24 protein-coding genes, 9 tRNA genes and 1 rRNA gene are annotated in these 23,529 nt (G+C 40.2%); 6 read left to right on the top strand and 28 right to left on the bottom strand.

Annotated elements, in window-relative coordinates:
- Nucleotides 1-24: 24 nt before the first annotated feature.
- Nucleotides 25-1,464 (bottom strand): MFS transporter, encoded by a 1,440-nt coding sequence (locus HUK49_RS06775; RefSeq protein ID WP_191913139.1) that lies wholly within the window; start codon nt 1,462-1,464, stop codon nt 25-27.
- 119 nt (nt 1,465-1,583) lie between these two features.
- Here HUK49_RS06775 and HUK49_RS06770 point away from each other — a divergent pair, with 119 nt between their 5' ends.
- Complete coding sequence (locus HUK49_RS06770; RefSeq protein WP_191913138.1) at nt 1,584-2,039, top strand: Fur family transcriptional regulator; 456 nt, start codon at nt 1,584-1,586, stop codon at nt 2,037-2,039.
- A gap of 78 nt (nt 2,040-2,117) precedes the next feature.
- Here HUK49_RS06770 and HUK49_RS06765 read toward each other — a convergent pair whose 3' ends face one another.
- Nucleotides 2,118-3,452: an amino acid permease gene (locus tag HUK49_RS06765; protein ID WP_191913166.1), complete on the bottom strand. Its 1,335-nt coding sequence runs from the start codon at nt 3,450-3,452 to the stop codon at nt 2,118-2,120.
- 158 nt (nt 3,453-3,610) lie between these two features.
- Between HUK49_RS06765 and HUK49_RS06760 the strand changes: the two genes are divergently transcribed.
- The 3 genes from HUK49_RS06760 to HUK49_RS06750 all read left to right on the top strand — a co-directional run bounded on the left by HUK49_RS06760 (nt 3,611) and on the right by HUK49_RS06750 (nt 5,007).
- Entirely contained in the window at nt 3,611-4,135 is a 525-nt protein-coding gene (locus tag HUK49_RS06760; protein WP_180960003.1) for a VanZ family protein, read from the top strand.
- A 37-nt stretch (nt 4,136-4,172) separates the two neighbouring features.
- Complete coding sequence (locus HUK49_RS06755) at nt 4,173-4,340, top strand: hypothetical protein (RefSeq protein ID WP_164476887.1); 168 nt, start codon at nt 4,173-4,175, stop codon at nt 4,338-4,340.
- A gap of 139 nt (nt 4,341-4,479) precedes the next feature.
- A complete protein-coding gene (locus tag HUK49_RS06750) occupies nt 4,480-5,007 on the top strand; it encodes an HdeD family acid-resistance protein (RefSeq protein ID WP_102169100.1) in 528 nt (175 codons plus the stop codon).
- 59 nt (nt 5,008-5,066) lie between these two features.
- Here HUK49_RS06750 and HUK49_RS06745 read toward each other — a convergent pair whose 3' ends face one another.
- Entirely contained in the window at nt 5,067-5,498 is a 432-nt protein-coding gene (locus tag HUK49_RS06745) for an Hsp20/alpha crystallin family protein (RefSeq protein ID WP_003717219.1), read from the bottom strand.
- Between the two features lie 282 nt (nt 5,499-5,780).
- Between HUK49_RS06745 and HUK49_RS06740 the strand changes: the two genes are divergently transcribed.
- On the top strand, nt 5,781-6,629 hold the full coding sequence (locus HUK49_RS06740; RefSeq protein ID WP_191913137.1) for an aldo/keto reductase: 849 nt from the start codon (nt 5,781-5,783) through the stop codon (nt 6,627-6,629).
- A gap of 76 nt (nt 6,630-6,705) precedes the next feature.
- On the opposite strand, the gene HUK49_RS06735 is transcribed toward HUK49_RS06740, so the two are convergent.
- From HUK49_RS06735 to HUK49_RS06700, 8 genes are all read right to left on the bottom strand, one after another.
- Nucleotides 6,706-7,029, bottom strand: a complete 324-nt coding sequence (locus HUK49_RS06735; RefSeq protein WP_191913136.1) for a metal-sulfur cluster assembly factor — start codon at nt 7,027-7,029, stop codon at nt 6,706-6,708.
- Between the two features lie 12 nt (nt 7,030-7,041).
- Nucleotides 7,042-8,445, bottom strand: coding sequence for a Fe-S cluster assembly protein SufB (gene sufB, locus HUK49_RS06730; RefSeq protein ID WP_191913135.1), 1,404 nt, complete (start codon nt 8,443-8,445; stop codon nt 7,042-7,044).
- Between the two features lie 2 nt (nt 8,446-8,447).
- Nucleotides 8,448-8,903, bottom strand: coding sequence for a Fe-S cluster assembly sulfur transfer protein SufU (gene sufU, locus HUK49_RS06725; RefSeq protein ID WP_191913134.1), 456 nt, complete (start codon nt 8,901-8,903; stop codon nt 8,448-8,450).
- Nucleotides 8,890-10,125 carry an aminotransferase class V-fold PLP-dependent enzyme gene (locus HUK49_RS06720; protein ID WP_191913133.1) on the bottom strand — a complete coding sequence of 412 codons (1,236 nt, stop codon included), beginning with the start codon at nt 10,123-10,125 and terminating at the stop codon, nt 8,890-8,892. The genes sufU and HUK49_RS06720 overlap by 14 nt, the downstream gene beginning before the upstream one ends.
- Nucleotides 10,118-11,386, bottom strand: coding sequence for a Fe-S cluster assembly protein SufD (gene sufD / locus HUK49_RS06715; RefSeq protein WP_235981027.1), 1,269 nt, complete (start codon nt 11,384-11,386; stop codon nt 10,118-10,120). The genes HUK49_RS06720 and sufD overlap by 8 nt, the downstream gene beginning before the upstream one ends.
- 13 nt (nt 11,387-11,399) lie before the next feature.
- Nucleotides 11,400-12,197 (bottom strand): Fe-S cluster assembly ATPase SufC, encoded by a 798-nt coding sequence (gene sufC / locus HUK49_RS06710; protein ID WP_191913131.1) that lies wholly within the window; start codon nt 12,195-12,197, stop codon nt 11,400-11,402.
- 444 nt (nt 12,198-12,641) lie between these two features.
- Nucleotides 12,642-13,295: an aggregation-promoting factor gene (apf, locus tag HUK49_RS06705; protein ID WP_191911381.1), complete on the bottom strand. Its 654-nt coding sequence runs from the start codon at nt 13,293-13,295 to the stop codon at nt 12,642-12,644.
- A gap of 400 nt (nt 13,296-13,695) precedes the next feature.
- Nucleotides 13,696-15,393: a phosphoenolpyruvate carboxykinase gene (locus HUK49_RS06700; RefSeq protein WP_191913130.1), complete on the bottom strand. Its 1,698-nt coding sequence runs from the start codon at nt 15,391-15,393 to the stop codon at nt 13,696-13,698.
- A 178-nt stretch (nt 15,394-15,571) separates the two neighbouring features.
- Between HUK49_RS06700 and HUK49_RS06695 the strand changes: the two genes are divergently transcribed.
- Nucleotides 15,572-16,084, top strand: a complete 513-nt coding sequence (locus HUK49_RS06695) for an acyl-CoA thioesterase (protein WP_102169090.1) — start codon at nt 15,572-15,574, stop codon at nt 16,082-16,084.
- 58 nt (nt 16,085-16,142) lie between these two features.
- Here the strand turns inward: HUK49_RS06695 and HUK49_RS11655 are convergent, their stop codons facing one another.
- The 17 genes from HUK49_RS11655 to rrf all read right to left on the bottom strand — a co-directional run bounded on the left by HUK49_RS11655 (nt 16,143) and on the right by rrf (nt 23,500).
- Nucleotides 16,143-16,514, bottom strand: coding sequence for a heavy metal-binding domain-containing protein (locus HUK49_RS11655; protein ID WP_191913129.1), 372 nt, complete (start codon nt 16,512-16,514; stop codon nt 16,143-16,145).
- 320 nt (nt 16,515-16,834) lie between these two features.
- Nucleotides 16,835-17,530, bottom strand: coding sequence for an aggregation-promoting factor (gene apf / locus HUK49_RS06685; protein ID WP_191913128.1), 696 nt, complete (start codon nt 17,528-17,530; stop codon nt 16,835-16,837).
- 354 nt (nt 17,531-17,884) lie between these two features.
- The gene (locus tag HUK49_RS06680; protein ID WP_191913127.1) at nt 17,885-18,271 is read right to left on the bottom strand and encodes a hypothetical protein; all 387 of its coding nucleotides are present in this window, start codon (nt 18,269-18,271) and stop codon (nt 17,885-17,887) included.
- Between the two features lie 67 nt (nt 18,272-18,338).
- Entirely contained in the window at nt 18,339-18,890 is a 552-nt protein-coding gene (locus HUK49_RS06675; RefSeq protein ID WP_191913126.1) for a SufD family Fe-S cluster assembly protein, read from the bottom strand.
- Between the two features lie 12 nt (nt 18,891-18,902).
- Nucleotides 18,903-19,490, bottom strand: coding sequence for an anaerobic ribonucleoside-triphosphate reductase activating protein (gene nrdG / locus HUK49_RS06670; RefSeq protein ID WP_102169087.1), 588 nt, complete (start codon nt 19,488-19,490; stop codon nt 18,903-18,905).
- 12 nt (nt 19,491-19,502) lie between these two features.
- Nucleotides 19,503-21,737, bottom strand: a complete 2,235-nt coding sequence (nrdD, locus tag HUK49_RS06665; RefSeq protein ID WP_191913125.1) for an anaerobic ribonucleoside-triphosphate reductase — start codon at nt 21,735-21,737, stop codon at nt 19,503-19,505.
- Between the two features lie 360 nt (nt 21,738-22,097).
- A complete protein-coding gene (locus HUK49_RS06660) occupies nt 22,098-22,238 on the bottom strand; it encodes a hypothetical protein (protein ID WP_178695933.1) in 141 nt (46 codons plus the stop codon).
- Between the two features lie 238 nt (nt 22,239-22,476).
- A tRNA-Leu gene (locus HUK49_RS06655) sits at nt 22,477-22,561 on the bottom strand.
- A gap of 28 nt (nt 22,562-22,589) precedes the next feature.
- A tRNA-Cys gene (locus tag HUK49_RS06650) sits at nt 22,590-22,660 on the bottom strand.
- Between the two features lie 41 nt (nt 22,661-22,701).
- Nucleotides 22,702-22,776, bottom strand: a tRNA-His gene (locus HUK49_RS06645).
- A 17-nt stretch (nt 22,777-22,793) separates the two neighbouring features.
- Nucleotides 22,794-22,864 (bottom strand) — tRNA-Trp (locus tag HUK49_RS06640).
- A gap of 6 nt (nt 22,865-22,870) precedes the next feature.
- Nucleotides 22,871-22,953: transfer RNA gene (locus HUK49_RS06635), tRNA-Tyr, on the bottom strand.
- Nucleotides 22,954-22,958: 5 nt separating this feature from the next.
- Nucleotides 22,959-23,031, bottom strand: a tRNA-Phe gene (locus HUK49_RS06630).
- A 52-nt stretch (nt 23,032-23,083) separates the two neighbouring features.
- Nucleotides 23,084-23,156 (bottom strand) — tRNA-Val (locus HUK49_RS06625).
- A gap of 8 nt (nt 23,157-23,164) precedes the next feature.
- Nucleotides 23,165-23,236: transfer RNA gene (locus HUK49_RS06620), tRNA-Glu, on the bottom strand.
- Nucleotides 23,237-23,243: 7 nt separating this feature from the next.
- Nucleotides 23,244-23,335, bottom strand: a tRNA-Ser gene (locus tag HUK49_RS06615).
- A gap of 48 nt (nt 23,336-23,383) precedes the next feature.
- A 5S ribosomal RNA gene (gene rrf / locus HUK49_RS06610) occupies nt 23,384-23,500 on the bottom strand.
- Between the last annotated feature and the right edge of the window lie 29 nt (nt 23,501-23,529).

The raw sequence follows: 23,529 nt of genomic DNA, 5'->3' as shown, positions 1-23,529 counted from the left end.
CTCTATATATTCAAAACGAGATAATCAAGCTTTTGCATCTTTTTTAACTGTATTCTTTAAGGCAAGAGCCAAAAAGAGACCAACAATTTCAACGGCTAACATTGTTAAGAAGACATAATGGTAACCACTAAGGGCCGCACTAAGATTTCCCATTCCGTGACTAAGGTTATGACTAGTTACGGTTGTCAAAATAATTGTTGATACAGCCACTCCAGTAGAACCAAGGACTTGCCGTACCGTTGTTATAACAGCTGTCCCATGGGGAACCAGCTCATTAGGTAAGGAATTAGCACCTAAAGTAACGGCAGGCATCATCACAAAAGCATTTCCGCCTTCAATAACCATTGCACAAAGGATCATAATCCATAAGCTCATTTGGTTAATCAAGAAGAGACCGGCAAACCAGCCAGCAACAATCATTGCCATCCCCACAAGCATTGTCGGTTTAAAGCCAATTTTGTCGGCCAGCTTTCCTGTTAGTGGATTAAGAATACTTAACAAGGCAGCCCCAGGAACAAGCGACATTCCCGAAACAAACGGACTAACTTTAAGCACTCCCTGATAATACAGTGGAAAAATAATCGTCGTAACAATCAAGGTAATGTAAGAAATTGATGTTAGTAAAATTGCTAAATCGTAATTAAAGGTTTTCATTACCCGAAGTTCCAATAACGGATTCGGTAGCTTTAATTGGCGAATACAGAACCAAATAATTGCTAAAATACTGACAAGCAAGATTGTGCCACTAATTGTCCAGTTAATCTTCGTTTTACCAATTTGGTTAATTACGTACATTACACCAATCAACCCAATAGACAAGAAAACCGAAAGCCAGTCAAGGCTACTTTCATGTCTCTGCATAACGTCACGGATAAGTCCTGAACCAGCCATAATAATAATCACGGTAATGATGATCATAAAGAAAATAAACAGACTCTTCCAAGTAAAGAATTTGAGAATAATTCCGGAAACAATGGGGCCACAAGCTAATGCCGAGCCCATTACTAAGCCAGCGATTCCCATTGTCGTTCCCCGAGCCTCTCGCGGTGTTATCTCAAGAAGGACTGACTGATATGACGGAAATAGAACCCCCACAGCAAAGGCCTCCATTGCCCGACCAATCATCATAAACCCGAAACCGGATACTCCCCAACTAGCAGGTGTCAAAATAATCATCAATGAACCAATATCAAATAGGGCTAGTGCACCGATAAACATGGTCTTAAAATTAAGGTTATTCAACATCCATGGGCTAATAGGCATACTGACACACATAACTAACATGAAGCCAGTTGTTAGCCACTGCACTGTCGAGGCAGAAATTCCAAAGGCACTCATTAACGTTGGATAAGCTGTCGACAGGGACGATTGACTAATCGACATCGTAAAAGTTCCAATTAATAGTGTAAAAATAAACCAGAACCGGCTATATGGTCGGCCATTTTGATCAATTGACTCTCTCATAAAATCCCCTTCTTTAGAATTATTATTAATAATCAAATTGTATTATAAAGTTTAAAATCACAATTGTAAATGTTATACTTAACGTAAATTAAAGCTCTTAAACTAGTGAGGTGAGTAAATTGGCTGAAGCAGAATTTGATCGAGCAATTGAACAACTTAGAGAAAATCACGTTAGGGTTACTCCCCAACGAAAAACGATTCTAAACTACTTGATTTCGCATCATACCCATCCTAGCGTGGAAATGATCTATGAAGATTTGAAGGATAGTGTTGATAACATTAGCATGGCGACGGTTTATAATACGTTAAAGCTTTTTGTCGATTATAACCTCGTCATCGAATTAAAGAATGGTGACGGCAGTACTCATTATGACTACTTTGGTCATCCTCACTACCACGTTATTTGTGATAATTGTGGTCAAATTACTGACGTGTTTGACCCTCACTTTACAGAAATCAGTAAGGATCTAGCTGCCATGACTAGAGAAAAAACTGGTTATCTCGTCACTGGCAATAATATTGAGGTCCATGGTATTTGTCCTAATTGCCAAAGAAAATTACATTTGAATAGATAGAGAATAGTTACTACCAAAAGAAAAGAGTGTAGTTCAGCAAAGAACTTATTAAAATAAGTTTTTTTGTTGAACTACACTCTATTTTTGTTTTCGTGGCTGAGATAGTGAGGTAACTGCTAAAATTGCAAACCAAATTAAAGTAAAAATCAATGCTCCTAGCGTTTGTTTATCAAGACACAAAACGACTAAAACAAACGCTAAAAAGGTTAGTACTAGGTAATCAGTATACGGTGCTCCCGGAACCTTAAAAGACCGTTCTTGGGGATTAGATTGAAGGTACCTTAAATGAGTCACAATTATTGTTGCCCAGATAAAGAGAAAACTCGTCGTGGCAATACTCGAGATAACCGTAAAAACTCCGCCAGGCATTATCAAGTTTAAGATCGCGGCAATAGCAATTACGCCAGCAGAAATAATCACTGCTAGTGCTGGGACAGAATTTCGCGATAATTTGCTAACTAACCTAATTCCTGGCCGGTGCGATGTTGATGTTAGTTCCGCAAGCATCCGCCCCGTCGTATAGAGTGAACTATTGCATGCGGATGCTGCAGCCGTAACAACGACAAAGTTAATTAAACTGGCTGCTCCACGTAAGCCAATATCATTAAAAACCATTACGAAAGGACTCTTTGACGGTGCTAAGCGGTCCCAGGGATAGATACACATAATTACCGCCAATGCGGCAACATAAAATAGCAAGATTTGAAAAGGAATTGCGTTTATTGCCCGGGGAATAACGTGACGTGGATTTTCTGCTTCAGCTGCCGTCATCCCAACCATCTCAATTCCAACAAAAGCGAATACTACCATTTGAAACGAAAGGATGAACCCCTTTGCGCCAGCAGCAAAGAAACCGCCATTATTGAATAAATTCTCCGGTGAAGCAACATAACCACTAGTACTCTTAAAACTAACCAGCATCATGCCAATCCCAACAAGAACCAGCAATGCAATCGCCAAAATTTTAATTAATGCAAACCAGAATTGTAATTCACCAAACGCACTGACAGTAATTAAATTAATGCATAAAAGGACAATTAATGTTAATAATCCCGGTATCCACTGAGGAACGTTAGGAAGCCATAGCTGAAAATACATCCCAATTGCAGTGATTTCTGCCATGGCTAATGCGATCCAACAAGCCCAATACGCCCATCCCGTAATGAAGCTTACTCGTGGACCAAGGTAAACACGAATTGCATCAACAAATGAGCGGTAATTAAGATCTGACATCAAGAGCTCACCAAGTGCTCGCATAATCCAAAAGCAGATAATTCCGGTAATGATATAAGCTAGTAATATTGCAGGACCTGCAGAGTGAATTGCTTGACCTGATCCTAAAAATAGTCCAGTTCCGATGGTGCCACCAAGTGCCATTAGTTGAATATGGCGACTTTTTAGGCTACGCTTCATTTTATTTTGTGCCAATATGGTTCAATTCTCCTTAAATTTAATTTCTCGTAAAAAACCATTAATAACCTATCGCTTTTTAGATTATTTTATTTGATAATGGTAAATAGTTTATCCGAGTTTTTATTGTATACCTTTTTTCATGAAAGGAGGGAATGAATTTGTTACACTGGTTTCCATTTTGTGGTTATTTTGTTATCGCACTTGTTTTAGCAATTAATTTTTCTTCGCGTTATCAGCAATTTAGTAAGCGATTAACAATTTTTGCTTTTCTATGTTATTTTGTTATCATCCTTCGTCTCTGCCTAACTCCAGTTACCTTTAGTTTTATTACTGCTAACCGTAATTTACGCTATTTTCACGGAGTACCATACAACCTTCTTCCCTTTCAACAGTTAGATTTAGAATGGTTATTAAATATCATCATGACGATCCCACTAGGTATTTTATTATATCTGGTCAACCGAAAAAATTCTTTTGTTACTATTCTTATTCTCAGCTTTTTGTTTAGTTTCTTTATTGAGGGAAATCAATTTGTCTGTGACTTTCTTTTCCACATTGGTCGAGTAGCGGATATTGATGATATTATTACCAATACCATTGGTGGAATAGTTGGCTTTTATGGACTAAAATTACTTGATCGAGGATTTATTGATAAAATAATCCATCCTTTTTTCCTATCATAGAAAAGTTTGGTAAACTATTACTGATGAGGTGATTATAATGATTTCAAACGAACAAAGGGCTCACGATATTGCTATTGCTTTAGTTCAAGCTAATGGCAAGGACATGAAGCCAATCGAAGCATATCATGAATATATCAACTACCTTCTACCAATTCTTAAAGAGATCGACAAGGATTTTAAGAACGGTATCAAGGAACATATTTAAAAACTAGAGACCGATGAAGCACCTATATCTTTCATCGGTTTTCTTTCTGCTTACAAACATTCTGGAGGTAACATATAGTACAACCATTATTTCTTTTTTTGCGGTATGATTAACTTATCAGAGAAAGGAGCTATGCGCTATGAATAATGTTTCGCATCGGCGGTTCGACTGGTTTAGTTTACTGATTGGAATTCTTTTTATTCTTGGAGGATTTCTTTCGTTTTCCCGACCAGATAAAACCTTACATTTATTGTCTGTTATTATTGGAGTTGTCTTCCTTTTTGATGGGATCTTCGAACTAACAATTCGGCGTCGCTTTCTTCGTTCACTCGGTGAGGGCACTGGCTGGATTGTAGTTCTTGGTATATTGAACATCGTCTTAGGAATCATCTTTGTCTTCCATCCCGGCTTCGGCACATTATACATTGCAATTATTTTTGCTATCTGGTTTATTTTGGATTCCATTATGGAATTTTCCGTTGGCCGTCTTTTCAAGGGTGTCAGTGGTGGTTACTACTGGTTAACCATTATCTTTAGTATTCTCGGGGTTATTCTAGGAGCAATCCTCCTCTTTAGTCCTGTTGTTTCTGCCTTAACAGTTGTTTGGATTATTTCTGTTTTCCTAATTATCTTCGGTGTTCTAAAGATTGTTCAAGCTTTTAATTAAACAAAAGAGGTCCTAGCATTCAGCTTTTGAACGCTAGGACCCTTTTCGTTAGTCATCAATTAATCAATTTCAATCCGCGTATCGTCATCACTTTCAGCCTGCTTCTTTGGTAAAACAAGTGAAAGAACACCGTTTTCATAATGAGCAGTAATGTTCTTCCGTTCAACATCTGGCAAACGGTATTGCCGACTCATTTGACCATAACGCCGTTCACTGTGAAGAATGTGACCATTCTTATCTGACTCATCATCAATAGTGTCACGGTGACCAGTAATGGTTAAAATATTATTTGTGTAACTAATATGAATGTCTTTCTTGTCAAAGCCTGGCATATCAATTTTTACTTGATACTGCTTATCATTTTCCTCAATGTCAGTCTTCATGTGATCTTCAACTGGCGTAAAGTCAGAGAAGAAATCATCATTCATTAAGTTCCGCATGTTCATCATGTTATCCAAAAAGTTATTCCGACGTGTTAAATCGTTAGCCATAATAAAGCTTCCTTTCCGTTAACTTGATCTTGATTACATTACCTATCTTAATCACTAGAAGAGAAAGCGCAACTATTTTTAGCACTTTAAATCAAAGAGTGCTAAAAATAGTTTTACCTTTATTGACCAATTCCTATATGACAAGCTTTAAGGGATTACTACTTCCCCACAAAAATATAAATTTTAATTTAAACATATGAAATAATAATCATATGTTATTCAGATGTATTTATGGAAAAAGAATGGTAGGATCAAATCGTAATTAAATTAAGGAGGGATTTGATGATCACAGTACAATTAGGTCAAACAACTGTACCAGCAATTGGCGTTGGTACGTGGAATATTGGTGAGGAACCAGCAAAACACGGCGAAGAGGTAAAAGCAATTCAAACAGCAATTGATGCAGGAGCAACCGTCATTGATACTGCCGAAATGTATGGTCAGGGACGTTCAGAAAAACTTACCAGTGAAGCAATTAAGCCGTTTGACCGGTCAAAGCTTTATCTCATCGACAAGGTACTACCCCAAAATGCCAGTCATCAACGATTGGAAAAAAGTCTTGATCGGAGTCTTAAGCTAATGCAAACTGATTATTGCGATCTTTACCTACTCCACTGGCGAGGCGGAATCCCCCTTGCAGAAACGGTAGATGAACTAGTTAAGATGCAAACTAAGGGAAAGATTCGTCACTGGGGCGTCTCTAATTTTGATGTTGCTGATTTGGAAGAATTATGGGCACTTCCTCATGGTCGAGAATGCGTTGCTAATGAAGATCTGTATAACCTTGATCGCCGGGGAATTGAATATGATCTTCTCCCTCTAATGCGAGATAATGACTTACCATTAATTGCTTATTCACCGCTTTCCCAAGGGGATCGATTAAGTGGTAATTTAGCAGTCAATCCCCTACTAAAAGAACTAGCTGCTAATCACCAAGCAACCGTCTACCAGATAATGTTAGCCTGGGTAATCCGTGATCAGCATACCTTAGCAATTCCCAAGGCTGCTAGTCCAAAACATGCTCGTGAAAATATTGAGGCATTAAATATCACATTTAGTCATGATGAGTTAGCTGCCTTAACAAAAGCTTTTCCTAAGCCAACCCACAAAGAACCATTAAGCGTAATTTAAAATAATTTCACTAAAAATGGCTTTAGAAGTCCACGATTTTGGTCTTCTAAAGCCTTTCTGTATTTATTCTTTTCACTTAAAAATGAACTCCTAGTGCCATCCGGGCAAAGCGACTCATTTTATCTGGTCCCCATGCCGGCTCCCAGACGAGGTTAATTTCACATTCCGTGATCTCCGCTACCTGGAGAACGGCCTCCCTAATCATTTTATAAAGCAAATCACTGATCGGACAGCCCATTGTCGTTAAGGTCATCGTAATTTTACATTGTTGATCATTAACCTCAATGCCGTAAATAAGACCCAAATTGACTAAATCAATCCCCAACTCCGGATCAATCACGGTTTGCAATTGCTTAAGGACCTCCTGCTCAACAGAGCTTAATTTCTCTTTATCTAACATGATAAACCCTCCTTAGCCAATCGAACCTTCCATTTCAAAACTAATCAGTCGATTTAGCTCAACTGCATACTCCATTGGCAATTTTTTCGTAAAGGGTTCTACAAAGCCCATGATAATCATTTCCGTCGCTTTTCGTTCACTAATTCCCCGACTCATCAAGTAGTAAAGTTTCTCTTCGGAGATTTTCGAGACCTTGGCCTCATGTTCCATCGTGACATCCGAATTATTAATTTCATTGATTGGAATCGTATCGGAAGATGACTGGTCATCCATGATAATCGTGTCACATTCCACATGGGCCTTTGAACCGTTAGCTTTTTCGGTAAAGCGGATATTGCCCCGATAATCCGTTGAACCACCTGTCCGGGCAATCGACTTGGAAACGATTGAACTAGAGGTGTTCGGGGCATTGTGGATCATCCGTGCTCCTGAGTCCTGATGAATGTGATCACTAGCCACTGCAATCGAAAGCATTGTCCCGCGAGCTCCCTTGCCATTAAGATAGACACTCGGGTACTTCATGGTAACTTTTGAACCAAGGTTTCCATCAACCCATTCCATTGTGGCGTTCTCGGCTGCAGCTGCCCGCTTCGTCTCCAAACTATAAACATTCTTTGACCAATTTTGGATCGTTGTATAACGGCAATAAGCGTCTTTTAGAACATTCACTTCAACTACTGCGGCATGCAGGCTATCAGACGAATAGTTTGGTGCAGTACAGCCCTCGACGTAATCAACGCTAGCACCTTCATCAACAATAATCAGTGTCCGCTCAAACTGTCCCGTATTCTCCGCATTCAACCTGAAATAAGCCTGGATTGGCGTCTTGACCTTAACGCCCTTAGGAACATAAATAAAGGACCCTCCAGACCAAACAGCACCGTTCAACGCAGCAAATTTATTATCAGCTGGTTTGACTAACTTTCCAAACCACTTTTTGAATAGGTCTGGGTACTTTTGTAAGGCAGTGTCAGTATCCGTGAAAATGATCCCTTGTTTGGCAAACTGTTGCTTCATGTTATGGTAAACAACCTCTGACTCGTACTGGGCAGCTGAACCAGCTAAATATTTTCGTTCTGCTTCTGGCACCCCAAGACGATCAAAAGTTCGCTTTAGTTCTTCAGGAACGTCCTTCCAATCCCGGTACTTCTTAGCGGTCATTTTCTGGTAATACAACATATTCTCCAAGTCCAAGCCAGATAGATCTGGACCAAATTTAGGCATCGCCATTTTTTGATAAGTATGAAATGATTCTAAGCGATAATCCAGCATCCACTGCGGCTCATGCTTTTCTGCCGAAATTTTCCGGACTGTTGCTTCAGTCAATCCGCGTCCCGCTGAATAAAGTGGCTTCACGTCATCATGAAAGCCATATTGATAATCTTGATTACCGAGGACATTATTTACATCTGTCACGATCACTTGTCTCCTTTTGCATTCTTGAGCAAGGCTTCTTGTAGAGCCCACCAGGCTAAAGTTGCACACTTGATCCGGGCAGGAAACTCCATGATTTGGGTTAGCACCTGGGCATCCCCTAATTTTTTCAATTCATCTCTAGAGTGCTTTTCACCAATTGCTTCATCGGAAAAGATTTTAGCAATTGCTAGTGCCTCTTTAGTTGTTTTCCCCATCATTACATCGGTAAGCATACTGGCTGAGGCCTGACTAATCGTGCACCCCTGACCAGTAAACCCAATATCAGTTATTCTGTTATCTGCCCCCAGGTGAAGACTAATGTTAATTGTGTCGCCACAAGTTGTATTATGGAGCGTCTTTTCATTAGTAGCGTTATCCACAGCATAGTGGTGATGGGGATTAGCTGCATGTTCTAAAATTACTGCCCGGTATAATTGATTTAATTTATCTAAGCTCACCCTTAAAGAACTCCTTTGTTTCTTTGATTGCATTAATTAACTGGTCACAGTCAGCTTGATTATTATAAAATGCCAAACTAGCGCGAACAGTCGAATTGGTTCCTAATGAATGAACGAGTGGTTCAGCACAATGGTGGCCCGCACGAACGGCTACTCCTTCCATGTCTAATGCCGTTGCGACGTCATGGGGGTGAAGAGTATCGAGGTTAAACGAAACAACCCCAACGTGCTGCTGAGGATTCTGTGAACCATAAACTTTCACTCCAGGAATCGCCATTAATTTAGGTACTAAATAAGCCATCAATTCCGTATCCCGTGCCCTTATTTGCGTCATCCCGACCCGTTCTAAATACTTGATTGCCGTTGCTAATCCAACTGCTCCCGCAATATTAGGCGTGCCCGCTTCAAACTTATGTGGGATCTGATCCCACTTACTGTTGTCGAGCTGAACATCCGCGATCATTTCACCGCCAAATTGGTAAGGCGGCATTTGTTCAAGGAGCTGTTGGTTTCCATATAAAACACCAATTCCCGTTGGTCCCAACATCTTATGCCCCGAAAAAGCATAGAAGTCAGCTGCTAACTTTTGCACATCTACCGGAACATGACAGGCTGCTTGGGCACCGTCAACAACAATAATTGCTTCGTTCTGATGAGCCAGCTCTGCTAATTCCCTGATTGGACTAACGTTACCAAGAACATTACCAACGTGGGTTACCGCAACAATTTTCGTTTTAGCGGTGATCTTTTGCTTGGCATCGGCTAAATTAATTTCACCGTTCGGGGTTAAATTAATGTATTTTAAGATTGCTTTCTTTCTAATCGCTAACTGTTGCCAAGGGATCAAATTGCTGTGATGTTCCGCAAGCGAGATTACGATTTCATCCCCTGGCTTAACATTCTGTTCACCATAAGTGGCTGCAATTAAATTAATGCTTTCGGTCGTTCCTCGGGTAAAGATTATCTCACGGGAAGCTTTAGCATTAATGAAGTGCTGAACGATTTTACGAGCATTCTCATATTCTGCAGTCGCTTTGAATGATAGCTGGTATGTTCCCCGGTGGACATTAGCATTTTCTCGTTGATAAAAGCTGACTAACCGGTCAATCACGGACGTCGGCTTTAAGCTTGTTGCCGCATTATCAAGGTAGGCAAGCCGTTCACCGTTCATTGTCTGTTGCAATTCAGTGAAGTCTTGACGAACAAGCTCCCAATTAGGCATTTTCCAGTAACTTCCTTTCCAAAATATCAACCATTTCTTGGCGGACATTCTTATCAGGGATAGCAGTAATTACCGCGCTTAAAAATCCCCGAATCACCATTCGCTGCGCTTGGTGTAGGGGAATCCCCCGACTTAATAGGTAGTAAAGCTGATCCTGGTTAATCTTACCGACACTCGCTGCATGCCCTGCTTCAACGTCATTTTCATCAATCAACAAAATAGGGTTGGCATCGCCCGTTGCGTGTGGCGACATCATCAATAACCGGTTTTGCTGTTCTGCTTCTGAGCCATGAGCACCATGAATAATCTGACCAATTCCGTTAAAAATCAGTCGTGAGTTACCAAGAGCAACCCCACGCTGATTAATTAATCCCTGTGAATGAGGACTACGGTTAGTAACTCGATTATTAATCCCAAGCTGTTGGTCATTTGTGGTTAGGGCAATCAGTTGTGAGTTAGCACGTGCTCCTTTACCAATTAATTCTGAATCAATTTCACCGACAGTATTACATTCATTCATCAACCCAATTGACCAGTCCACCTTAGCATAATCTCTAATTGCTGCCCGGTACTGATAATAACTAGGGCTTTGTTGCGCTAAATGATCAAGTGAGGAGAAATGAACCTCACTATTTTCTTCAGCCATGATTTCCACAAAATTGGTTAAGGGATTAGTTTGCTGACGAAAGGAAACTAAGTGATCGATAATCTGGAAGCGACTATTTTCTCCAGCAACAATTAATAGATGAAAATTAATTGTCCCTTTGATGGTCTGGTCAAAGTTAACTGTCAGGTGAATTGGCTCCTTTAATTCGACGTTGCGCGGAACATATACAAAAAGGCCCTGATTAATAAAGGCAGTATGGTAAGCCGCTAGGAGGTTTTCATCCGGTTGAATTACCCTTGCTAAGTATTTAGTTAGTATTTGAGGATGAGCAGTGATTGCCGAACCTAGCTCACTAATAATAATCCCCAGTTCTTTCAATTGATTAGGGAGCGTAACTGTAACTTTCTGGGAATTTACCTCTACTGTAACTTGTTCAGAGTCCGTTAGCTGTTCAATCACTTTAGGAAACTGAAGAGACGAAGACTGATCAGAAATAAGCGGCCAATCTTGAAAATTAAATTTTGTTACTTTGGGCAACTGTGTAGTGGTTACATCCTGAAATGCCCTTTGACGCAACTGAGTCAGCTCTTCTGGCTCCTTAGTCGTTGCAAACTGCTGAAGTTGGGATTTAAGGTGTGAATAATCAAAATTCATAATATCAGTACCCCTACTTATCTTCATCAACCAAATCAACTTTTAAGCCAAGCTCATCACGCAATCCGGCATACCCCTCAGCTTCTAGTTTCTTTGCCAATTCAGGGCCGCCATCCTTAACAATTCGCCCGCCCATCATTACATGAACCGTATCAGGAACAATATAGTTCAGTAGTCGTTGATAGTGGGTAATAATTAGCGAACCAAAATTAGCACCCCGCATAGAATTAACTCCCCGAGAAACGACTTTTAGAGCATCAATGTCTAGTCCCGAATCAATTTCATCTAAGATCGCAAAGCTTGGTTTAATCATCAGTAGTTGAAGGATTTCATTCCGCTTTTTTTCGCCACCCGAAAAGCCTTCGTTAAGGTAGCGTTCCGTCATTGACTCTTTCATGTCTAACAGTGCCAGCTTTTGGTCAAGTTCCTGAAGAAAATCCATAATTGAAATTTGGTCATCCTTTGGTCGTCGCGCGTTCATTGCTGCTCGCAAGAATTCTGCATTGGTTACCCCTTGAATTTCTGCTGGATACTGCATTGCTAAAAATAATCCTTTTCGGGCACGTTCATCAACGGGCATCTCGAGGATACTCTCACCATTTAATAAAATATCACCTTGCGTAACGTGATAGTTGGGTTGTCCCATAATCGTCTGCGATAAGGTTGACTTCCCCGTTCCATTCGGGCCCATAATTGCGTGAATTTCCCCAGTTTGCATTTTAAGATTAACACCCTTGAGAATTTCCTTTTGTTGATGAGTTTCTTCATCTTCAACCGCAACGTGAAGGTCTTTTATCTGTAAAATAGCCATATTTAGTGTTCACTCCCTAATAAAACACAATATCATGATGTCAATTACCTATTTTACCAGTTTCTCTTGGGGATGAATAATTAGATTGAGAAAAAGAAGTTTGATTCTCGTAATTAGACTTAATAGACTCGAAAATAATTAAGTGATTGCTAGAAGATCGAAAAAAGCTAACTAGTGATTAACACTAATTAGCTTCTTGAATGTTATATGATTAAGAGCGGTTTCTCGGCAACATAGCTGAAACGTGTTCGCAGGAAAGCCCTTAGAGACAACAAAGAGCTAACTAGTAGCGAATACTAATTAGCTCTTTAACTATTATATGGTTAAGATCTGTTCCTCAGGAACTTGCTAGAGCTAGCAACCTCCTTCCTAGGCGCTAGTCGCCTTCGTCAGGAGAAATTGCTAGCTTTCCGCAAGTTCTTTGCTGAGTCACACTCTATTTTTTTAGTACCAACCGTGTGATTGCCAGAATGATTGAGCGGCACTCCAGGAACCGTAACGGCTAGCTACGTATTGGTCGGCTACTCGTTCTTGGTTTGCGGCAGAGTAGTCACCGTTAAGGTATGATGCGGATAATTGGTACTTACCAATGTATTGACCGTTTTGGGCACCGTAGTTACCACCTGATTCACGGGCAGCAATCCATGCCTTAGCAGCGGCATCATTACCGGCTACGCTTGATGTGTAGTTGCTGTAACTTGCAGCATTGCTTGCTGAAGTTGTTGCAGTTGCAGTTTGTGCAGCTGAGTTGTTAGTAGTAGCTGCAGAACTAGTTTGGTTGTTTTGAGTTGTGGTATTTGCTGATGGCAAAGTTTCAACTTGTTGTTGAGTAGCAGGTGCAACTTCACCGTCATCCTTAATTACTAACTTTTGACCAACGTAGATCAAGTTCTTGTTAGCAATGTTGTTGTTTGAGGCCAAAGTATCAACGAAAGTTAAATCATGACCTAATTTGTAAGAAATCCCAGAAAGGGTGTCGCCTGATTGAACAGTGTAAATACTGTCGGCGCTAGCGGTGGTTGCAGTAGCTACAGTACCTAAAGCAACGGCACCGGCAATGGCTGCTGTAATCTTAGCTGCTTTCTTAGATAACTTCATAAAAAAATCAATCCATCCTTTTCTCTTGTAAGTTTGTAAGTAATATGATGTTAATTGTTTTGGAAATTGATGTTTTAGATATCATCAACGGTTATATACTATACAGGTTCAGCGTTACGGATGGGTTACCACGATTTTTCAAATTCCGCTATTTTTGTAATTTTTTGTAACAAATATGCATCTTTTTCTTATATATTCATTTCACTAAAAGAGTCATTTGCTGATATACCAACGTTCTTCGGTTATCCTAAATTTTTCCTTCGTTAATTTGGAAACCAACCAAATATTCCATTATTTTCGCTGCTTTTTACTAAGAATTCTTATTTTAAGCTAAAAAAAGCCCCGTAACACGTAAATGTTACAGGACTATTTCAATTATTGATGTCTTTGTAATCTGAATTTAGTTATTCATCAAAACATCAAGCAATTCAGAGGCAGACTCCTTCAATGCATCCTTAGACTTATCATTTCCAAGGTGAGTGAAGATTTCACCAACATAAACTCCCTTATTAAATAGTTCAGTGAAGACCTTGTCGATAACTGGCTTGGTCTTTTCTGGTTCTTGAACAGGGCCAAATGGGTTAGCAAAGAATGTCTTACTCATCCCAACTTCATCAGTTGTTCCCAAGGCCTTCCGTTGACCAGCAATAAAGACTTTTTCAGCTTCTTCCTTAGTGTCAAAGCGGTGAATTCCAACTTGATCGCTATAGTTGTTAGCATACAACCACATGTCAATATGATGGTGCTTAACAACATTTTGGTAAGTATCAGCTGGAATAATAACCCGGGCGTTACTCAATTCAGGGTTAAGGTATACCCCCCGGTCCATGTTGTTAAATGCAACCGCACTGCTCAAGTCGTCCAAACGAACAAAGGCACCAGTTTCTGTACCTTGTGCATAGATGTGACCATCATTAGTTAAGGTAAAGCTTCCCATATCATCAAAAATGGTTTCCATGCTGACAATCTTATCATCAGCTAATTCTTGCAAAGCTTCAATTGATTCTGACTTTCCGGCACCGGAGTCCCCAAAGAAGACAACGTTCTTTTCCTTACCATTAGTGAACTTGATCTTCAACATTGAACCGTGAATTGGCAAACGACCATTGTAAATTTGGTGAAGGTTATGAACGGTCAAGCACATCTTCTTCATGTAACCAAAGTAAGTGGTCTTGTCAGTATATGGTACTTCACCAACCCAAATATCGTTCTTCTCATCGTGGTAATAGTGTGAAACCATTCCCTCAGTCTTTTCAAGACCAAAGAGAACAACAAGATCTGGCTTTTGTCCTTCAACTTCTTCGGGTGATGCTAATTCAAACAAGTTTGAAAGAGCAATCCCGTTTACTAAGTAGTCAACGTTAAAGTAGATGAAGGCAAGACTTTCACCAATCTTAGCTGGATAACAGAACCACTTACCCCGTTCACCATGGAAACGATCGACCGGGTTCTCTTCTACAGCCGAGAAGACACCTTCCCGCTTGTTACTCTTGGTATGCATCATCATTGGTGGTCGGAGCATTACGGTATTGATGAAATCAATGTCACGCAGTTCTTCATAACCAGCAGGAATCTTCCAATCATGTTGTTGAACTAAAATTGTAGCGTTAGTTGCCGCATTAACTTGCCGGTAAGTCCGGTTTTCAAATCCTTGAAGTTTTTCTTCAAGAATCCGGTAAAGTTTCCGTACTAAATCATTAAACTGGGTATCAATAGTCCGAAATTCATTGCCAACAATTTTATTATCATTGTAACTAATAACAGAAACCCGCAATAATGAACGATAGTATGAGTACAATTCTTCGACACTAGCTAAGATATCTTTAGGATCATATTCATCAAAGGCACTATCATCGTCAAAAAGGATCTTCTTTAATACATCGATAAACTTATCAACACTGGCATTATCAAAAGCATCATCATCATTATCAGGATTTCGTGAATCCAAGTATAATTTAACGATTTGCTTTACCTCATCACTATTTACTAATGAAGGAATATCAGTGAAGTAATTTTGACTGTAATTTAAGGTCGCTACTCCACGTTCAGGATTTACATATAGTGACTTAGTATCAATAATCTGACTGTCTTTTGACATTAATCTCATCCTTTCATCTCCGTAGTGTCTCTATTATAGTATATTTTTAAGAGAGAGATGAAAAAAATATTAACAAAATTTCATTTATTTACGTAAAATACCAAGTTTTATTAAAGAAAACGTTTTCTTAACTATGCTAAAATAAACTATAAGTAAATATTTTTAAGGAGAGCCATTAATAATGAAGATAAATTGTAATAAAACCCTTGCCGTCTCTCTTCACCGTGTTTTTAATGCAGACCTAAATGAACACGGAACCGTTTTTGGCGGACGAATTTTAGAGCTAGTGGACGGTGAGGCATCTGTTGCCGCTATGCGGGTCACCCGCTCAACTGTCGTGACTGCCGCTATGGATCATGTTCAATTTCTTAAACCATTTCAACTCCAAGACTCAATGTGCATGGAAGCTTATGTTACAGGTGTTGGTCATAGATCATTAGAAGTTTTCGTTAAAGTCATTGGTGAACACCTGATGACTGGTGAACGTTTCGTCGGCTTTTCTTGCTTCATGACTTACGTGATCCAAGACCCTAAGAAAGTAATCCAGTACGACCAATTGATTCCCCAAACAGCAGAGCAAAAAGCAATGGTGGCTGGCTATGCAACCCGTCGCCAGCATCGAAAAGAAAATCGTCAAAAACAAGCAGCAATTATCAACTCAATCAGTAAAGATAAGCCATGGGAAAATTAATTTAATAACGGCTTCTCAACCCCCAAAATGATTTGAAAGTTGAGAAGCCGTTAAGTATTTATTTGACTATTTTAACTGCAGTCCCGTATGCCGTAACTGTTGAAGAAGTAGAATCAAAACGCATCGCTACTACCACATCTGCTCCCACTTGCTTTGCTTTATCTCGTAATGCTTTAATTGCTTGCTCATGGGCAGACGTTTTCTCCTCTCTAGTAGCAGTCCCAAATACTACTCCAATAATCCTATAATCGTTCTCTGGAATTTGTTCAGTCGTTGTTAAAGTAATTTCATCAATTGCTTCAATTACTGACCGTTTTTTCTTCTTTTGTCCCTGAGAAACAAAACCGGCTAGGCCACGATTTATTCCTGCTCCATATATCTTTTTAGCGCGATCAATCGATTCCTGATCATTTTTTGACTTAAACAGCATTTATCTCCCACACCTATTCATAGATTATTATATTTAGATTATAGCAAAAACTCTCAATAATAGCGGATAACACACTATTATCGAGAGTTATTTACTATTTTATTGCAGAAACGCGTTCGCAGAAAAGCCCTTAGAGACAACAAACTCCCTCCCAGGTGCTTTCAGCACCCAGTCGGGAGAAATTGTTTTCGGCAACATAGTCGAAATGCGCTCGCCAGGAGCTTGCTAGAGATAACAAACCCCTGCCTAGGCGCAAGTCGCCCTCGGCAGGGGAAATTGTTATCTTTCCGCAAGCTCTTAACTGGCTCGCGCTCTATTTTTTAGTACCAACCGTGTGATTGCCAGAATGATTGTGCGGCACTCCAGGAACCGTAACGGCCAGCTACGTATTGGTCGGCTACTCGTTCTTGATTTGCGGCGGAGTAGTCACCGTTAAGGTATGATGCGGATAATTGGTACTTACCAATGTATTGACCGTTTTGGGCACCGTAGTTACCACCTGATTCACGGGCAGCAATCCATGCCTTAGCAGCGGCATCATTACCAGCTACGCTTGATGTGTAGTTGCTGTAACTTGCAGCATTGCTTGCTGAAGTTGTTGCGGTTGCAGTTTGTGCCTGAGTATTTGCTGAAGCAGCTTGTTGTGATTGTGCTTGGCTTTGACTAGCAGCACTAGTTGAGGTAGCTGCAGAACTGGTTTGGTTAGCAGTATTTGCTGATGGTAAGGTTTCAACTTGTTGTTGAGTAGCAGGTGCAACTTCACCGTCATCCTTAATTACTAACTTTTGACCAACGTAAATCAAGTTCTTGTTAGCAATGTTGTTGTTTGAAGCTAATGTATCAACAAAAGTTAAATCATGACCTAACTTATATGAAATTCCTGATAAGGTGTCACCGCTTTGCACCGTGTAAATTGAGTCGGCGTTAGCGGTTGTGGTAGTTGCGATAGTTCCTAAGGCAACAACCCCGGCTACAGCAGCTGTAACTTTAGCGATGTTCTTCGATAACTTATTCATATAAATGAAATACCTTCCTTTTCTCAAATATTGTTTCAAATTTCTAATTATTAATTTAAGTCGTTGATGACCTCATCAACGGTTTCTAATATACACGATTAAAATTACATGGTAGTTACCACAAATTATCAATTTCAGCCTTTTCCGTAATCTGATGTAATAAAAAGTTTATTTTCACTCTTGAGAAATGATAATAAATCCCAGTAGCAAGCGCTCCACGTGTCTTTCTTTATCAAATCATTTATAAAAGATATTTTGTAATAAAGAAAAACAAAAAAGTCTAAATTAGGGATTTCTGACCCTTAATTTAGACTTTTTATCACTATTCAGTGTGTTTTTGTAACTGTTTTGTAACTAAGAAAGACGCGCTAACCATGAACTAGCTGGTAATTGCGTCTTAAAGAAGTCATCAGGAGCATTAAAATGAGAGGTCTCTTTTTGATCATTAACCACTGTCTTTGCACTACTAGCAATTACACGGTGTTGATGAAGCTCCAATGGTTCGTCATCCACAGTGGCCAATTTTCCCCACTTCAACTGTGCATTAGGAGCTACCCATCCCCACTCATTCACTTGGGCACTAGTATTTTCACCGTAGCCATCAACCTGAGTAACCACCTCTTGCTGGCAGTCAGCCTCAACCATAGAAGCTAACTGAACATTCCAACGCGCATCAGAGCCATCAAGAAAACTATAAAAGCTGCTGTATCCGTGTTGATTCTTTGGAATAATTCCTTCCACATCCAGCTTTGAACCCCGTGCCTGATAAGAATGAACCGCTTGACGAACTAAATTGCCATAATAGCTGTTATTTTGGCAGAACTTTACCTGCGCTCCTGCCCCCCCCCATCAAAATCTCAGTAGCAGTATATAACGGAGCTTGCGTCTCATAACTACCTTCTTCAATGATCGTTACTTGAGCGCCAGCACCAACAATGATTAGGTTATGCGGATTATTGCTCCTCGTTACTAACTCAATTTTTAACGGTTTCTCTAATTTTGTCTCATCTGGAACATAAATAAATTGACCAGTATCCATTAATGCCAGGTGAAGTGCATTCAACTGGTTATCCTGCCAACGAACTGCTTTCTCCATCAAGTTTTCCTGTAATAATTCAGGGTACTTTTGGACAGCTACATTGATTGGCAGTGCTACAAAATCATCCCCATCATGATTCAGTGATAAAGATTCATCATTACCAGCAATACTTGGTTGCTGCCACTTTGCTAACCATGCTTGCTGGTGATTGGCTAACGGAAACCGTTTTTGCAACATTATTGCTAATGAACGCTTCTTTTGTAACCAGTCTGGTTGTCCCTGACTGACCTTTTGAACAGTCTTCAATAATTCTTCATTCATTAATTTCACCTGTTAATGGACTAACTTATCCCAAATAACCACTTTGCCACTAGCAAATGACTTAGGGACATCAATAATTCGTTGATTGGAACTGCCCCGGAATTGTAAAGTCAGATCCTTTTTTGCCAACAAGAACCGACCATCAACCAGAATATCAATATTATGAAGCATTTCCAGTTTATCATCAGAATCCTTCAACAGTTCCTCCCAGGTATATCCAGACCATGACCAAATATCTTTAGTATGGCCGAATTCTTTTCGTAACCGGTGAATTAGCTTTAAACAAACCTGAGTGTTTAAGAACGGTTCGCCACCAAGAAGAGTAAGCCCCTGAACATAGCTTTGCGAAAGATCCTCCATTATCTGATCTTCAAGTTCCTGGGTATAAGGCTGTCCATAGTGAAAATTTTGTGCCGCCTTATTGTAGCAACCCGGACAATTAAATAAACAACCACTAACATAAACACTGCAACGAACCCCTTCACCATCAACAAAATTAAATGGCTTATAGTCCGCTACGTATTGAAGTGAATGATCCTTTGCTAACCATTCCTTTGGTTGCGGATTTTTAGGTAACCTTTGCGGTCTTTTCTCTACCATTCTAATCCCCCTCTAAATTTGATCGCCATTAATGGCAGCCCGATCTTCTTTTGAATCGAATTGACGATTTTGTTCAAACTGAGCAGCCGACTTAATCATTGAAGAACTCATATGCTTTACTCGGTGGATGATTTCCTCGTGCCGACCATGAACCATTGGTCGTTGTTGTGGATTACCTAAGTAGCCACAAGTCCGCTTAACAACGTCACACGTTGCCGGATCATGGTTCCCACATTGCGGACACTTAAACCCACGTGCAGTTGCCTCAAATTCGCCTTTAAAGCCACACTTAAAGCATTGATCAATTGCGGTATTTGTTCCTAAGTAGCCAACATGATCATAAGCCCAGTCCCAAACTGCTTCGAGCGCCTTCGGATTTTGACGAAGATTTGGATACTCACAATAGTGAATAAAACCACCGGCAGCTTGGTATGGGAACGCTTCTTCAAATTCTAGTTTCTCAAATGGTGTCGGATGCTTGCGAACATCATAGTGGAAACTGTTAGTGTAATATTCCTTATCAGTAACATCCTCAATCCGGCCAAATTTTTTAAGGTCATCTTGGCAGAAAGTATCAGTCAATGATTCAGCGGGAGTTGAGTAAAGACTGTAGTGGTAGCCTTCTTCGCTTTCCCACTTAGCACAAAGTTCATGCATCGCCTTAGCAATCGAAACTGCAAAGTCATGAGCTTCCTGGTTATGTTCCCAATTTGAACCATAAAAGGTGGTGCAAACTTCATATAATCCAATGTATCCCAAAGAAATAGTTGCTCGGCTATTCTTAAAGACTTCATCAACACTATCAGTCCGCTTTAGTCGCTTGCCAAACGCACCGTACATGTAAAGCAATGGCGCATTTTCGGGCTTAGCCTGCTTTGTTCGGGCAATTCGGTACTTCAAGGCAGTGTGACAAATATTCATCTTTTCTTGGAAGATTTGCCAAAAGAGTTCCTTATCGCCTTGCGCTTCAAGGGCAATCCGCGGTAAATTAACCGTTACTACCCCGAGATTCATTCGACCAGAATTAACCTCTTTACCAGTTTCAGGGTCTTTCCACCCTTGCAAGAACGAACGACATCCCATTGGTGTCTTAAAACTGCCAGTGATTTCTTTAATTTTGTCGTACATTAATAGGTCTGGGTACATCCGCTTAGTTGAACATTCAAGTGCAAGTTGCTTGATATCATAATTTGGATCACCAGGTTGTAAGTTTAACCCGCGCTTCAATGTAAAAATCAATTTAGGGAAGATTGCAGTCCGGTGTTCCTTTCCCAGTCCCTTAATCCGGATCTGCAAAATTGCTTTTTGAATCTCCCGGCTAATCCAGCTAGTCCCTAGGCCAAAGTTAATTGTGGTAAATGGTGTTTGACCCTGACTTGAATAAAGAGTGTTGATCTCATATTCCAGAGCCTGCATTGCATCATAAATATCCTTCTTTGTCTTCGCCCGAGCAAATTCTTCCCGCTTTTCAGGGGCAATCCACTCCTCAGCATCTTTCATATGCTTTTGGTAGTTTAGCTTTGCATATGGTTCCAATAATTGGTCAATCCGGTTAGCGGAACAACCACCGTACTGTAGTGAAGCCACGTTTGCAATAATTTGGGACATCTGAGCAGTTGCAGTTTGAATTGAACGTGGTGAAGAAACCCAAGCGTTCCCAATTTTGAAGCCATTTTTGAACATTTCATCAAAGTCAATCAGACAACAATTAGTTTCAGGAGTCACTGGTGAATAGTCCAAATCATGCCAGTGAATATCGCCACGTAAATGCGCCTTAGCAACTAATTCAGGTAACATTCTCAATCCCAAAGCACGGCTAACGACCCCTGCTTCCAGATCCCGTTGCGTATTAAAAACGTGACTATCCTTATTGGCGTTTTCGTGGACAACCCGCGAATTACGGTCAAACAATTGACTAAGCTTGTATTGTGGATCAGTTGCTTCCGCGAAGTTTTCTTCGTCTTGACGACGATAGTTAACATATTTTTGAGCTAAAATGTTTTGGTCTGCTTTCTTTAGCCCCGAAATAAATGCCTGTGCAATTTCAATCGTAGAAACTGTTTTCTTTCCCATAAAGGAGAGCAGCTCTTGGTAAACAGCAGCCTTCGTTTTACTATCAGCATTTAGTTCTTTTAACACTAAGTCAATCTTATAGCCGTAAAAGGGTGTCTCAGTGCCGTCACGCTTGACAACCTTTACATCGGTAAGATTTTGTAAACTTGTATCATTCATTAACTCTATTTTCATTTCTGCAGACCCCTCTTTTATTGTTTAACGATTGCTATCTTACTATTGAATAAATTGAAGAGAAAGGTTGACTTCCCCAACACAATATGTAGGGGGTAGGATATTATACCCACTATTTATTGTGATTTTTACTCAATTGAGACAATCTAATTAAGAATGATAAAGTACAAAGTCCTGCCTTATTAACTTTCTCCTGGATTTTGTATTGAAAATCCATCTTTTTTCTCTTCCTCATATTATCAATAGATAAATCACTTAACTAAAAATTTATTAGTCTAGACATATGAAAAATAATTCATATATAGCTAATCCTTAACTGATTACTTCAATAAAGTTCAGTAGAGAGGTCTAAATTTATGGTTATTTTATATTGCTTTTTATTTTGATTCCCTTATTAACTCGTGAATCATAAGTTAGCTTAACATACGCAGGCATGATAATTGGCAATGCGGTTACCAAAATCATCAAGCCAAGAATCACAGCAATCAAAATCAAGGTCATAATTCCATAGAGGACTAGGGCACAGGATTTCCATTCAAAATAAATTAAATGAAAGCAAAATCTAAGAAACATATTGAAGTGATATTAGATATCCTAAATTCGGACAATGATGTACAAACAATGTACAAGAACAAAAATAATTAATTTAAAAAGTAAAAAAATAGGTTGAAGCAAGATGCATCAAGCTTCAACCTATTTCCATTATTTGCTAACTAATATTAATTATCCGTCTAAAGTATGCCTCCGGTGGGGGTCGAACCCACACTCCCTCAACAGGAACTGGATTTTGAGTCCAGCGCGTCTGCCAATTCCGCCACAGAGGCAAAATATTAATATTAGCTAACAACTAAAAGGTGGTAATCGGATTTGAACCGATGATAAAGGTTTTGCAGACCTCTGCCTTACCACTTGGCTATACCACCAAATAGTTAACGTTAAAAGTGATAAATGCCTTTTAACAAAGGGCGGTATGTGGGATTCGAACCCACGCGTGCCGGACCCACAAACCGGTGTGTTAACCAAACTTCACCAATACCGCCAAAAAATTCATAAAAGCAGGGATAGTAGGAATCGAACCCACAATGACGGTTTTGGAGACCGTAGTTATACCGTTTAACTATATCCCTATAAAATGGGGGAGAGTGGATTCGAACCACCGAACCCGAAGGAACGGTTTTACAGACCGTCGCGTTTAACCAGACTTCGCTACTCCCCCATAAATGGCGCGGGACGGAATCGAACCGCCGACACACGGAGCTTCAATCCGTTGCTCTACCAACTGAGCTACCGAGCCATTGCGATAATATGGGTTTTATTAAATTACCAAACACAACTTTCGTTGTGAATGGAGGATACAGGGCTCGAACCTGTGACCTCCTGCTTGTAAGGCAGATGCTCTCCCAACTGAGCTAATCCTCCATAAAGAGTGACCCGTGCGGGATTTGAACCCACGATACCAGCGTGAAAGGCTGGTGTCTTAACCACTTGACTAACGGGTCATAACAACGGAGAGTAAGGGATTCGAACCCTTGATACAGGCTTTAACCCGTATACAGCATTTCCAATGCTGCTCCTTCGGCCAACTCGGACAACTCTCCAAAATCCGAGCCCTGGCAACGAACCAGGTGCCAAAGCTCAATCAAATCGCGTGGCAACGTCCTATCCTCGCAGGGAGCGATCCCCCAACTACTTTTGGCGTGTTGAAGCTTAACTTCTGTGTTCGGCATGGGAACAGGTGTATCCTTCAAGCCATCATCACCACACTTACCCTTCCGGGCAAGAGCTTGCGCTC

The organism is Limosilactobacillus portuensis (assembly GCF_014838735.1).
GTDB lineage: Bacteria > Bacillota > Bacilli > Lactobacillales > Lactobacillaceae > Limosilactobacillus > Limosilactobacillus portuensis.
Note: the sequence above shows the minus strand (reverse complement) of the source record. Positions and strands in the feature narration are given on the sequence as shown.

Coding starts and splice junctions, on each gene's coding strand:
- apf (WP_191911381.1), bottom strand. CDS start 13,295: ATGAAGTTATCTAAGAAAGCAGCTAAGATTACAGCAGCCATTGCCGGT.
- HUK49_RS06660 (WP_178695933.1), bottom strand. CDS start 22,238: ATGACCTTGATTTTGATTGCTGTGATTCTTGGCTTGATGATTTTGGTA.
- HUK49_RS06750 (WP_102169100.1), top strand. CDS start 4,480: ATGAATAATGTTTCGCATCGGCGGTTCGACTGGTTTAGTTTACTGATT.
- sufD (WP_235981027.1), bottom strand. CDS start 11,386: ATGAATTTTGATTATTCACACCTTAAATCCCAACTTCAGCAGTTTGCA.
- HUK49_RS06745 (WP_003717219.1), bottom strand. CDS start 5,498: ATGGCTAACGATTTAACACGTCGGAATAACTTTTTGGATAACATGATG.
- HUK49_RS06765 (WP_191913166.1), bottom strand. CDS start 3,452: ATGAAGCGTAGCCTAAAAAGTCGCCATATTCAACTAATGGCACTTGGT.
- HUK49_RS06755 (WP_164476887.1), top strand. CDS start 4,173: ATGATTTCAAACGAACAAAGGGCTCACGATATTGCTATTGCTTTAGTT.
- sufC (WP_191913131.1), bottom strand. CDS start 12,197: ATGGCTATTTTACAGATAAAAGACCTTCACGTTGCGGTTGAAGATGAA.
- HUK49_RS06700 (WP_191913130.1), bottom strand. CDS start 15,393: ATGTCAAAAGACAGTCAGATTATTGATACTAAGTCACTATATGTAAAT.
- HUK49_RS06735 (WP_191913136.1), bottom strand. CDS start 7,029: ATGTTAGATAAAGAGAAATTAAGCTCTGTTGAGCAGGAGGTCCTTAAG.
- HUK49_RS06775 (WP_191913139.1), bottom strand. CDS start 1,464: ATGAGAGAGTCAATTGATCAAAATGGCCGACCATATAGCCGGTTCTGG.
- HUK49_RS06675 (WP_191913126.1), bottom strand. CDS start 18,890: ATGAATGAAGAATTATTGAAGACTGTTCAAAAGGTCAGTCAGGGACAA.
- nrdG (WP_102169087.1), bottom strand. CDS start 19,490: ATGGTAGAGAAAAGACCGCAAAGGTTACCTAAAAATCCGCAACCAAAG.
- HUK49_RS11655 (WP_191913129.1), bottom strand. CDS start 16,514: ATGCTGTTTAAGTCAAAAAATGATCAGGAATCGATTGATCGCGCTAAA.
- nrdD (WP_191913125.1), bottom strand. CDS start 21,737: ATGAAAATAGAGTTAATGAATGATACAAGTTTACAAAATCTTACCGAT.
- HUK49_RS06720 (WP_191913133.1), bottom strand. CDS start 10,125: ATGCCTAATTGGGAGCTTGTTCGTCAAGACTTCACTGAATTGCAACAG.
- HUK49_RS06740 (WP_191913137.1), top strand. CDS start 5,781: ATGATCACAGTACAATTAGGTCAAACAACTGTACCAGCAATTGGCGTT.
- apf (WP_191913128.1), bottom strand. CDS start 17,530: ATGAATAAGTTATCGAAGAACATCGCTAAAGTTACAGCTGCTGTAGCC.